The organism is Paenibacillus tundrae, assembly GCF_036884255.1.
GTDB lineage: Bacteria > Bacillota > Bacilli > Paenibacillales > Paenibacillaceae > Paenibacillus.
On the sequence record NZ_CP145605.1, the window covers coordinates 416,040 to 427,820 of the forward strand.

Below are 11,781 nucleotides of genomic sequence, written 5' to 3' on the forward strand. Positions count from 1 at the left end.
GAGAGGTGAACATGAGTGAGCGGACAATTGCTGGTGGAATTAAATGACCTTCGAATTGCGGAAAAAGAACTGTCGCAACTGCTTGTCCGTCTGCAAGCCGACGAGCAAGAGGCGAGAGCGTTATATGCTCGTCTTAACGATTGGAAAGGCCAATCGGCAGACTATACACGAGAGCAGATTGAGGCGTTCTTTGCAGGTCTATCCTCACGTATTCATTCGATTGAACAACAGAAGAGGACCTTGATTCAATATATCGAGATTATGATTCAGACGGATCAGGAACGCTAAGGTGTGCAATGATAAAGAAAGGAACCGTTGGCATGTGGAGAACATCTCCAAGCCAACGGTTCCTTTGCGTTTATCTTCTTATGCTACGCTCAATTCATGCTACTCTCAGAGAGCAACGTGCTAATTTGTAGCGGACTTTGTGATCAATCTAAATTAGCGTTTTTTGCGGCGTGTTGCTAGAGCGATCCCCAGGAAAGACATGATCAATGCGAGAATGGATACAATCAAAGTTGCCTGTTGCAGCTTCAGTGTGCCTGGGTCTGTATCTGTATTGTTAGGTTCACCTGTCACTGTATCTGTCAGAGCATCCCCTAGTGTTGTATCATCGTCAGCTTTGGCGTCGTCGGCTGCATTAGCGTCACCAGTACCTGCTTCAGTGGACGTATCATCGTGTCCCTCGTTACCTGTAGCTGCACTGCCGTGGTGATCTCCACCTGCTGCGGCATTACCTGCTGCTGCCGGGTCTTCGCTGATGGTTGTGATGCTGTGCGGCGTGCTGTCGCTCGGTTCACCCGTCCATTCTACGATGCTACCGTCGCTATAGTACTGGAAAGCGTCCCAAGCTACTTCAGTTTCAGCTTGTGGATTCTGAGCTACGAAGTTAAACTGTTGGAATTGTCCCGCCAGAATCCCTTCGTTATCTCCATCCACTTCCCATGTAATGGAAGTGACTTCATTGGAATCATTCTTCTCAGTAGTAATCTTCCAGCCTGCGAGTGGCTGATATTGTTTAAATGCTACGCCCTCTGGAACTTTCAGCGTAATTTTGGTTGTTGGCAGTTCCTTTTCGGATGGAATCTTAATCGTGTACGTCTGCCATGCACTCGTCTGAGCTACCGTAGGATTCACAGTAACGTGAGCGCTGGCGAATCCAGCGAACAGCATAAGTGCTGCAGCACTTGCGGATACAGTAGATATAAGTTTGGAAGTCCATGATGTTTTTTTCAAAATAAATTACCCCTCTCAGTTCTTATCATATATGCTTCAGTCTCATTTCAAAAAATAAGTGTTGGTGTTATGCTAAGAGGCCGTTCCGCGTACGAATCGTTCTTACGATCGCTGTTATTCCCGGATTTTCGGATTCCACTTTATAAGTGAAAATCCGGGAATAGGCATATGCTTTCGATGTAGCTTTCTTGCAGAAAGCTTTCAGGCGAGCGCTCCGCTTCTCCAGAATCAATTTCGTACCCTTCACTACTTTTTGCATTACACCCAAACTTAATTTTAAGATTGAGCTACGAATCAATTTGATTTCGTTAATATACTATGGACTAGCGGTGTCGATTTCAAACTCTGCATCCAGCGCATCCAGGCTGCGTGTAAGAAGATGCACCTTAATATTCCAACGTCCTGGCATAGAGATATAATCCTCGGCCTTGTAGACGCCGGTGTCATTCTTCGGAATGGTAATCTCGTAAATACCCATGTCCATATCCAGGTGTGTCAGTGATAAGGTAACTTGCTCCAGATCATTAACGATACTGCCATCTGCACGCTTAACACCAACTTCGAAGACATTCTCCCCTGTCACATTGGGGCTAACCTGAAGTGATATGCTTGTGCCATCATCGGTGGTCTGAACTTCGTTGAATGGGCCAACGGGTGCAGGCTGTCCAGGAGATAGGTGAGTTAACACAGCAGCCAGGGCAAGAACAATTGCTCCTGCTGCAAGTTCGGCTTTGAGACTGCCGGCGAGTCTATCGCCACTACCTGAACGAGCGAGTCGAGCATGACGCCAAGCGAAGGCGAGCATGACAATGAGCAATACAACTTTGGCAATCAGAACAAGACCATATCCTGTAGTGAACAACGACGTAAGTATAGGTGCCGGTAGAATAATAAGGCTGCTATATATCCCCGTAGCGACCAAGAGTGCAACAGCACCAACGCCCCAAGCAGTAAAGCGGCGAATAGCTGTCCAGTAGACATCTCCTCGTAGTTTCCGAGGCAGTTGATCCGTCAGCGGCGGCAGGCAGATCGCCATGGCCGTGAGGGCACCGATCCAGAATGCAGCCCCAATCAAGTGTACATAATCCATGGTAATTGCAAGCGCCCTTTGCTCCGCAGCTGCAGGGTGACCCGTCATTGCGTGCGTGAACAACCAGCCCAGCACGAGCAGCAGGGAGCCGTACGAAGACCAGATGCGAGCTCGCATGGATCGGTCTCGATCATAGCCAGATAGAATGGTGACTGCTAGCAACATGATGATGAGCATCTGTACGATCCAGATCAAGCCGAACGAAGTTAGCTTAAGTGCACTCCCGATCAGTGCCCAGCTCAGCTCGCTTAGGGATACACCAGATTCGTATAATGTACTTAGTGGCAGGCTAAGCAATGCAGCCACTGAAGCTGCGCCGTAACTAATCCACAATAGCTTGTGGCTTCCCGGAACATCCAGCGGTTCCCTTGCCATAGATGTAGGCATGATGCGGAACAGTAGAAAGGCGAGTGTGCCAAGAATCACAGACAAACCAAGGTATTGAACCCAATCTGTTAGGGATAGAATCCACTTAATCGGCCCATTGCTTTCACCAGCACCCGAAGTAAGATCCGCCAGTCCTGCAGGTGCTCCGGAAGGTTCTCCGATGTGGAATACATAGGCACCCTGGATGGGGTGACCATCTGCAGAGACGGCTTTCCAGTTGACGGCATACGTACCATTACCTAATCCACTTTGGAGACCTGTCTCCATAATATGTGGTCGCGTAGCATCAATCCGTACATTTCCGTCATCCGCTCTTGTCCCGTCAGGCGCGGTTATTTTGATATCAAAAAAGGCAGTTTGCAAGGATTCGTTAAACTCCAAAGACAGAAGCTCTGGAGCAGTAACTAACAGCTCATTCTCTGCCGGAGAAGCCTTAACAATATAGGCATGGGCAGACGCCCATTGCGGCATAACAAGACAGCAGATCAACATCAGGGCAACAACAATGGCCCAATGCCGTTTGCTTCGTTTCAGGGTAAAGCTTACTAAACTCAAAAAATCATCACCCTCAGGTTATAGAATTGTAGTCCCTATGGTAGTTCTTTTAGAGGTTGTTCAAAAAGTCCGCTTTTGATTACGAAGGATGCGCGAGTGGCATCTCAGCGTCGAATCTGGGATTCAGCCGAAATAAGTCGAGGCTTACGAAGTTTGTTTCCTTCGGAAACAATGTAGTTGCTCACGTAGTTTTGCCTACGCTCCGCTACTCCATTTCTATCTTCATCCCACCTTCTTGGTACTGAAAACCGCTCTTTTTGAACACGCACTTTTGTTGCTTCGACAACAATCTATACCATTATAACTTTGTCCAAAATGATGGCGTATGACTACATAGGGCTATAAAAAAATGATTTAATCCGTATAATTGTGACAAAAGCATGAATGCACTGTCATTGTAGTTTACAACTTATTTTCGAAGTTTACGTCCAGCGATCCCGCTCTCTAACGCATAACGGGTCAATTGAACACGATTCTCCAATTGAAGCTTCTGCAAGATGTTCTTCAGATGGTTCTTCACAGTCTGTTCCGAAATCCCAAGCTGGTCAGCAATCTCCCGATTCGTGTAACCAGCAGATACCCATTGAAGAATCTCAAGTTCTCTTGCGGTGAGTGGGTTATCCGGAACATCTTCGCTACGAGGGGCAGGGAATTCCTGAAGGATGCGATAGGCGAGTTCCCTGCTCAGTGGAGCATCATCGGAGACGATGGCGTGCAAATATTCAAGCCAAGTAGAAGGAGATAGATTCTTCAGCAGATATCCTTGAGCCCCCTGTTTAAGTGCTTCGAATAGATAAGTTACATCATCCGATACAGTAACCATAACGATAATGACATAAGGGAAGCGCATCTTAATCAGACGTGTGGCTTCCAGTCCATCCATATCAGGCATCTGTACATCCATGAGAATTAAATCAGGCATCCATTGCTCCGTCAGTGCCAAGGCTTCCTGTCCATTCGAAGCCGTGCCAATCACTTCGAATGTGGTATCTTCCGCCAAAATACTGCAGATTGCTTCACGCGCATGGGCATGATCATCAACAACCAACACACGTACATGTTCCATGTTAGATATGCTCCTTTCCAATCGTCATCCGAGTACACCCTGGCTCCGAATCCAGCGTCAAGAACCAGCCCATCTGAACGGCACGTTCCTTCGTAATGCGCAGACCGTATCGATCCTTAAGATGCAACGGGTCTCCAAGGAATCCTTTGCCGTTATCCTGAATCTGTACATGCCACTGCCTTGAATCTCCGGTGGCTTGAATCTCAACCTTAGTAGCTTGAGCATGTTTGCGCACATTCATAAGTGCCTCCCGGATGCATGCGATCAACTCTACTTGTTCTTTTGGTGTGAAAAAGGAATCATCCAGCTCCCATGTAATCTGAGCGGTAGGCACTGTATCTCGAATGAGCGTTTCAATCTGCCCTCGGAGAGCGATACCTTCCGGAGCGGCATCTCGCACAGGCACATGTCGTAACTGAGCAATGGCTTGTCTAACGTAAGCGTTGACCTCATGTACCGTTTTGCGAATCTCCTGAATGTCTTGTTCATGACCGCTGCCTGCAAGACTTCGTTCTGCTTTGTCTGTCTTCACGGATAGAAGAAAGAGAGATTGCGCAATTCCATCATGGAGCTCGCGAGCTAGTTGATCTCGTGCTTCCAGTGCTGCCTTCGAGGCGCGCTCCTGCTCCAGAGCAGCTCTAGCACTTTCGAGCATGAGGAACAACCGACTGAGCAAGGTCACACTGACGAGATAGACAATGAGAGGCGTGAGCCAGTTCCCTGCATCCATGGAAAGATAGGGCATGAGAAACTGATGGCGTATGTATTCCCAGATCCCGACGGTGACCGTAGGAATCAGCAGGATCATCCATTTAATTTGTTTATAGGACATGAACGTAGTTAACTCCTTTGTCATAAATAGAACATCGTCTGACTACAGTATAACGCAAGCTTGTCTTAAGACCATAGCCTTCAAGGTTAAGAGGATTTTGGGGTGGATGTGGGAGGATATAGAAGGATATCTAAGAACAACATGTGTTGAAATACTGTCAAGCGATGTGAGCCTGGATGTGAAGGGGTGAGCAGGTCTGTGTCCATTTTCCCTAATGGCGAAGGTCCTCTATACTTAATATAGAACGTTAATTCATGACAAACCATGTTAAGGAGTGGAAGCATCAACATGAATCAAGAGGTATTGGAACGTCGCAGTGAGTTGCTCAAGAAGAACATTCACCAAATGCTCGTTCAAGACAATCAGCACGGGATCAGTCGCCAGGATAACATGTTTTTGCAGCAGATGATTAAAGAGCTGCATCAGACTTCACATGAGCTGAATAACGCCCGTACGGAATAGTTTCCGTATAATCTCGTACAATTTGGTACGATTCAAGTTCAGTAACTTGATCCGTAGAGTCTGCACTTGCAATTGAATAGAGCAGGCTAAGGTAAGATTTTATCCCCTACGAAAATGAAAATGGCGCTATCTCCGACTAGATCGGGGATAGCGCTTTGGCGTTGTAGGACAAGTATACTTTTTGTCCTAAACATGCTAGAACAGCGGTTGCTGCTTGTTGCGTTTCTCAACATAACGGATGAATAACTCCGCAAGCTCTGGATCGAATTGGGAGCCTGAGCAGCGACGTAGCTCATTGATCGCTTCAAGTAAGTTTTTCGTTTTCTGATATGGTCGCTCTGTAGTCATCGCGTCAAATGAATCAATAACCGTGAGCATACGGCATAATCGAGGGATCTCTTTTCCTTTTAACCCGTAAGGATATCCTTGTCCATCATACCGCTCATGATGTAATTCAATATAAGGGATGAGATCATTGAAGCGTTCGTTCGTCATGACCATTTTTTTGCCCCAAGTAACATGTCCCTTGATGGTCTCCCATTCTTCACACGTGAGTGTATCCTTCTTGTTCAGAATAGACCACGGGATCTCAAGCTTACCAATATCATGGATCAGTGCTCCCAGCACAAACAGGCGTTTCTCCGCATTGTCCAGCTCCAGTATTTCACTCATGTCCAGAGCGTATTTGTACACCCTCTTCGAATGCTTGAAAGTATCGATATCCTTGTACCTGAAAAGATTAAGCTGCTGCTCAATATCACGTACATCCTGTACGAGATCGATCTCATGCTCCATACCTTCGTTAATACCATGGCGATGCACATTGTTTTTTCCTTGCTTTTTGGCATAATAGAGTGCTTTATCCGCCTGATCCACAAGCTGAGACTTGTTATACATATCCACCTGATAAGGAGCAACACCAGCAGAGAACGAAAGGCAGCCATGAGGGAATACCTCGACACCTTCAAACGGTGTATCGTTTAGCTGTTTGCGTAGCTTATTCATGAACGTATATGCCTCGTCCAGCTCCATACCTGGCATGAGCAAGGTGAATTCTTCACCACCATATCGAAAAGCGGTAACAGCTGTGTTCTCCGTCCGTTGAATCAGAAATTCACCGAAAAAAGCGAGCAGGCTATCGCCTTGTAGATGACCGAATCGGTCATTATACTTTTTGAAATCATCGATATCGATAAGCCCAAGCGACAGTGGAGTTCCTAATCTACGAGCTTCACTCAGTTCATTTTCTAGCATCGTCTCAAAATAACTGTGATTAAACAGCTTGGTGCGTTGATCCGTATTGGCTTTCTCCTCAATGCTCTGATACATCACGAATAGTTGCTTGAATGCGTGGGACAGCAGAATGCTCAGACTCAGGTAGAGAATTAGCCCCAGTACGCCGTTGTGTACAACGAGAATTGTCAGAACAAGGGCTAGAATCAACGTACACAGATAAACCAAGAGCGATTCGGTCACGAATGCACGCTTCATTTGTTGTAATGCATCTTTCGTGGAGAAGTGGAAGAACAGTCCCAGTGTCATTGTATTAATGATGAAGTAGGCAGCGAGTGCTGCAAAATAAGGCAATAAATTATACCCATTGATCTCTCCGGGCTGTCCACCTGTCCATTCGAATACGAAGGAGGCTCCAGCGATCATTAAAGTATATATACTGAAATTGACGACATGCTTCCACCAGGTTAACTTTCGCTCCTTAATCAAGAGGATCAGGGAAACGGGTAGTAATACCGATAGGCTGAACGCTCCACCAAACATGAAGATACAAGCAAGATACACAGAAGAGTCCATCGATTGTTGGTTGCCCTTAGGCGGGATCTGAAACGTGAAATAATCAAGGATTAACGCTGCACCTAACATGGTATACACCATGACCCATCCATCGGTGGACAAGTTAAGATAAGACCACTTATTCATGTAGAGGAAAACACCGATGCCTGTGCAACTCAGCAAAATTACATATAAAAGGCTTCGGTCTGCTTTATGGATAAGGTTACGAATAAAGTTCATAAATAATCTCCTGGTTAGGGCGTGTCTTACATCTCACTGAAGGAGTTCTAAGGCACGTCCTGGTTTAGTCTGCTCTTGATGTAAAAGAATAATAACATCTTATACTATATCGATGTATAACATAACAAGTTGCTTACCAAAAATCCAGAAAGAAAAAACAGGCCGCAGGCAGCCTGTTTAGTCAAGGTTGGTAGGCTCTATTAGCCTCCCAACTTGTATCCCGAAGTTAATGCAACAACGACCGAAGCAACGATAATGGCGTTGATGACAAGGCGGGAATATTTAATGCCTTCGAATTTTTTCATGGAAAAGACCTCCCTTCCTTGGAGTCTAACTTCAGATCATCGGATTTCACGGATGCTGGAACGGATGTAGTCTTGCGATGACGTGGAACCATCATGCTCTGAATAAACAGGAATATGCCGATATTCATAACCACATCTCCGATGCTGATGACTTGCGTACGCGGATAAGGGCTGGATAGTGGGATGATATCACCTAGAAAGGCCAGATGTGTTGACGCATCCATCATATGATGTTTCGAAATGGCTCCACCTTGCAGCAGCATATCAACATAATAAGGGCCAAGCACGCTAGATGCTTCCACCGATACAGGCATGCGCCCGCCATTCACGGCCATAACGACAAAGTTGAGGAATACACCAATCCAGATTAGGGTAAAACCGGTATGATTCCGGTTCAGCCATAGAAAGGCAAGACCTGTGATGTAAATTAACGCAAATAGGTAACCGTTAATGGACGCAACCCAATCCCACTTTTCCTGTACAAAAAAGATCGCAAATTGAGCAAGCAGCAGCATGGGGAAGATCCAACCACCTCGCAGCTTGAGTTCTGAGAACTGGCGGAGGCCATTGCGAATCCCACCCCGAAATAGTCCAATGATCAGGCCGATTATAATGCCGTCATATACCATGATTAACTCCTGTTCATGCAGAAATATGTAAGATCAATGCGTATTTGTGTACCTAAGATATTCGACCTTTTACTGGTAATTCCTGCAAGAAAAATAGGCTCGACAAAGAAATTTTATAAGGTAAATTTGGATGTCTAAATTCCTTATAGATTGCTGTTCCTGCACGTCTAAATGAGGCTTGATTTCACAATGCATTTGTAGAAATAAAGAAAAAAACCGTCTTTACAAACCGAAGGGGCAAGTGCCATAAGGTTTCATAAAAACGGTTTTTTTGGAAGTCAAAAGATGACGTTTATTGCATGAGTGCGTATATCAAAATTACTCAGATTCGCCGTTCAAGTAGTTAAGGAATGGTTGATCCACCCAGAACGTGTAGCTCGTGATATCTGCGTCCGGAGCAAGCTTGCGGAAGCCGTCTTGAAGATCTTTTGCTTTCTCTTTAAGAGAGAAGGACTGTGCATAGTAATGACCCAGCGAGATTTTGGTATTGGCAATCACCGGATACCCATCAATAGCAGTAGCGGAGTAGTAGAGCGGCTGCCACCATGAAGCGTGAATCAGGTTCGATGTATTGCCTGTGCTCTTCTTCGCATATTTCAGAATAATATCATTGAAGCGTGCTTTGTCAGCCGTAGTATTGAACTCGAACTGAATGTCGTACTCTTTGGAATAGGCGATATAATTACCGTTTTCGATCTGTGTAACTTTGTAATCTGGCGTCTCTGTAGGCTCGCCCCACTCCTTGAGATAGATGAAGGCAGAAGTCTTCGGTTGGAACTGCACATCGGCCTCAATGCCTTCACTGCGCAGAAGACCAATCAATTGCACCGCATGTTGAATATCAGAATGACCGTAAGTTAGCGTCAATTCATCGATAAAGTTGGAATCAAAGCGACTGTCTTTCAGGTTATAACCAGTCACCAGATCATTACGCAATGCCTGATCCACGATCTCTCTCAGCTCAGGTGCTTCAATGAGATCGGCTGTGCGATAAGCTGCGTACAATTTGGAATAGATGTCCGCATCGCCTGAACGGCCAATTTCATTCTTGTAATTTCCTTGGCTAGATAACACGCGACCCAGTAGGATGTTAGCAAAATCAGTAGTCGCTACGCCACCTTTACGAAGGGCAGGATATAGACTTTCTGGAATCAAGCCTGTATCAACGGCTGCAGCTAGCTCTTGAGCAGCTAGACCTTGAACACGTCCAGCACCGATTCCAAGCTTAGCCAGCGCTTTCACTGTTTTCGCTTCAGGATACGTGTAAGCCAGCTCTTTGAAGCCCGCTGCTTTTACTGCGATAAATACGGCAGCATAGGTGCTGAGCTTGTCATTGGCACGAACTTCTGTGCCTGTAATAACGCCGCTATTGTATAAGGAAACGGCTGCATCATAAGCAGAATCACCCGATTTCAGATCGGTGAAGGCAGGAGCCTTAACTTCACTTGCTTCATCTGTGCTAGTGCTAGCTGCATCAGCTTCAATAATGGCTGCAATAGCCTGGATGAAGTCGCCTTTGGTAGGCTGCTGCGGCAATTTCACATTGTATTTCGCTTGCAGAAACTGTGCATAATCTGCTGCACTCTCTGTATAGACTGTTGGTGCTTGAGCTACTGGTCCTTTTACGGACACCGAAGGGGCAGAAGCAGGAGCGGCAGAAGCTGCAGAAGCGTAAGAAGGCAAGCTAAGGCTGCCAAGTGTAACCGGAGCAGCAAGCAAAGCCGCAAGTGTGATCTGGGTGATTTTCTTCAAATGAATAGCCTCCTTAAAATTGGTTGGTAAATAGAGTAGGTTTGCGATATAATTCTGACAAATCCTATCTGAATAAATAAGTTGGATTGACTCTAGCATGGAGCGTCTCTGCATGTCAACAGAAAAAAGCCTGAATTAGAGCGCTTTCCACAACCCTGCGGAATGCAAATCCACATTTGTATTCTAAATGAGTGTATACGCTCAAAGATTTATTGACAAGGATCGACACTTTCCGCTAGGATAATAAAAAAAGAATTTTGAAAAGGGGAATTTTCGAAATGAAAAGAGGTTTATCGTTCGTCTTATCGATCATTATGTTGGCTATTTTGTTGGCAGCTTGTGGAACTTCGGCTTCCAAAGACGAACAATCCGCTCAAGGTGGCGATTCTGAGAAATCCCTTCGGATGGCTCTGGTACTTCCCGAAAAAATAGGGGTTAACCCTTTCTTTGTACAGATGGATGAAGGCTTCAAAAAAGCAGGCGAAGAGTTCAAAGTAGATACGAAGACAATCGAATCAACAGATCCGGCTGCATTCGAGCAAAATCTGCGTGCTGCTGTTGCTGAAAATTACGATCTAATTATTACTGCGACGTTCCAAGCTGAGGATGCATTGAAAAAGGTTGCTGCTGAGAACCCAGACAAATCCTTCGCTATTGTTGACACAACTGTTGATCTGCCTAACGTTCGTAGCGTTGGTTTCCGTGAATATGAAGGAGCATACCTGCTTGGTGCAGCTGCTGGATTGTCCACAAAAACAGATAAAGTCGGCATGATCGCTGCAATGGACGTTCCACTCATTAAGAAATATACAGAAGGTTTCAAAGCAGGTCTGGAGTCCGTTAACCCGGATGCAGAATTCCTTGTAAACTATGTTGGTGGATTCAATGACCCAGCAAAAGCGAAAGAATTGGCATTGGTTCAATTCGGTAAAGGCGCTGACTTCATCGCTGGCGCATCCGCTGTAGGTGACCTTGGCGTATTCGAGGCTGCTAAGGAAAAAGGCTTCTATACTTCTGGACAAGATACGGACCGCACAGTTGAAGATCCAGAGCACATCGTATTGTCCCAGTTGAAATCAACGGATACCGTTGCTTACGAGACAGTGAAGGATTATGTAGAAGGTAACTTCAAAGCAGGCGCTGTAAACTACGGTCTGAAAGAAGACGGTGTAGGTCTGACATTCGTTACACGTGATAGCGAATCTCCATTAAGTGATTTTGTTGGACAAGAGGTCATTGACCAAGTTACAGCAATTAAGGATGATATCGTATCCGGTAAAATTGTTGTTAAAGATCCATTGCAACAATAGTCTACCGTGTTCTATGTGAATGTGTTGATTAGCCGGCTGCCCGTTCAGGCAGCCGGTTTTGCTGCTATTATAATGAAGCGTATATGTTCAACTAAACGTTTACTCGATAACAGCGATCGGAAAGCTATT

General features: G+C 45.6%; 10 protein-coding genes. 3 read left to right on the forward strand and 7 right to left on the reverse strand.

Annotated elements, in window-relative coordinates; genetic code table 11:
• Positions 1-15 precede the first annotated feature (15 nt).
• Positions 16-288 carry a hypothetical protein gene (locus V6W81_RS01945; RefSeq protein WP_056703751.1) on the forward strand — a complete coding sequence of 91 codons (273 nt, stop codon included), beginning with the start codon at positions 16-18 and terminating at the stop codon, positions 286-288.
• A gap of 153 nt (positions 289-441) precedes the next feature.
• Here V6W81_RS01945 and V6W81_RS01950 read toward each other — a convergent pair whose 3' ends face one another.
• From V6W81_RS01950 to V6W81_RS01965, 4 genes are all read right to left on the reverse strand, one after another.
• Positions 442-1,236 carry a YcnI family copper-binding membrane protein gene (locus V6W81_RS01950; RefSeq protein ID WP_338541376.1) on the reverse strand — a complete coding sequence of 265 codons (795 nt, stop codon included), beginning with the start codon at positions 1,234-1,236 and terminating at the stop codon, positions 442-444.
• 316 nt (positions 1,237-1,552) lie between these two features.
• Complete coding sequence (locus V6W81_RS01955) at positions 1,553-3,268, reverse strand: copper resistance CopC/CopD family protein (RefSeq protein ID WP_338541377.1); 1,716 nt, start codon at positions 3,266-3,268, stop codon at positions 1,553-1,555.
• Positions 3,269-3,677: 409 nt separating this feature from the next.
• Positions 3,678-4,334 carry a response regulator gene (locus V6W81_RS01960; protein WP_145050099.1) on the reverse strand — a complete coding sequence of 219 codons (657 nt, stop codon included), beginning with the start codon at positions 4,332-4,334 and terminating at the stop codon, positions 3,678-3,680.
• A 1-nt stretch (position 4,335) separates the two neighbouring features.
• The gene (locus V6W81_RS01965; protein ID WP_338541378.1) at positions 4,336-5,166 is read right to left on the reverse strand and encodes a sensor histidine kinase; all 831 of its coding nucleotides are present in this window, start codon (positions 5,164-5,166) and stop codon (positions 4,336-4,338) included.
• Between the two features lie 288 nt (positions 5,167-5,454).
• Here V6W81_RS01965 and V6W81_RS01970 point away from each other — a divergent pair, with 288 nt between their 5' ends.
• Positions 5,455-5,628 carry a hypothetical protein gene (locus tag V6W81_RS01970; protein WP_164848580.1) on the forward strand — a complete coding sequence of 58 codons (174 nt, stop codon included), beginning with the start codon at positions 5,455-5,457 and terminating at the stop codon, positions 5,626-5,628.
• Between the two features lie 195 nt (positions 5,629-5,823).
• On the opposite strand, the gene V6W81_RS01975 is transcribed toward V6W81_RS01970, so the two are convergent.
• The 3 genes from V6W81_RS01975 to V6W81_RS01985 all read right to left on the reverse strand — a co-directional run bounded on the left by V6W81_RS01975 (position 5,824) and on the right by V6W81_RS01985 (position 10,342).
• Positions 5,824-7,656 (reverse strand): bifunctional diguanylate cyclase/phosphohydrolase, encoded by a 1,833-nt coding sequence (locus V6W81_RS01975; protein WP_145050103.1) that lies wholly within the window; start codon positions 7,654-7,656, stop codon positions 5,824-5,826.
• 301 nt (positions 7,657-7,957) lie between these two features.
• Complete coding sequence (locus tag V6W81_RS01980; RefSeq protein WP_338541379.1) at positions 7,958-8,590, reverse strand: DUF5317 domain-containing protein; 633 nt, start codon at positions 8,588-8,590, stop codon at positions 7,958-7,960.
• 318 nt (positions 8,591-8,908) lie between these two features.
• Positions 8,909-10,342 (reverse strand): hypothetical protein, encoded by a 1,434-nt coding sequence (locus V6W81_RS01985; protein WP_338541380.1) that lies wholly within the window; start codon positions 10,340-10,342, stop codon positions 8,909-8,911.
• A 278-nt stretch (positions 10,343-10,620) separates the two neighbouring features.
• Here V6W81_RS01985 and V6W81_RS01990 point away from each other — a divergent pair, with 278 nt between their 5' ends.
• Positions 10,621-11,652: a BMP family lipoprotein gene (locus tag V6W81_RS01990; RefSeq protein ID WP_056703775.1), complete on the forward strand. Its 1,032-nt coding sequence runs from the start codon at positions 10,621-10,623 to the stop codon at positions 11,650-11,652.
• Positions 11,653-11,781 lie beyond the last annotated feature (129 nt).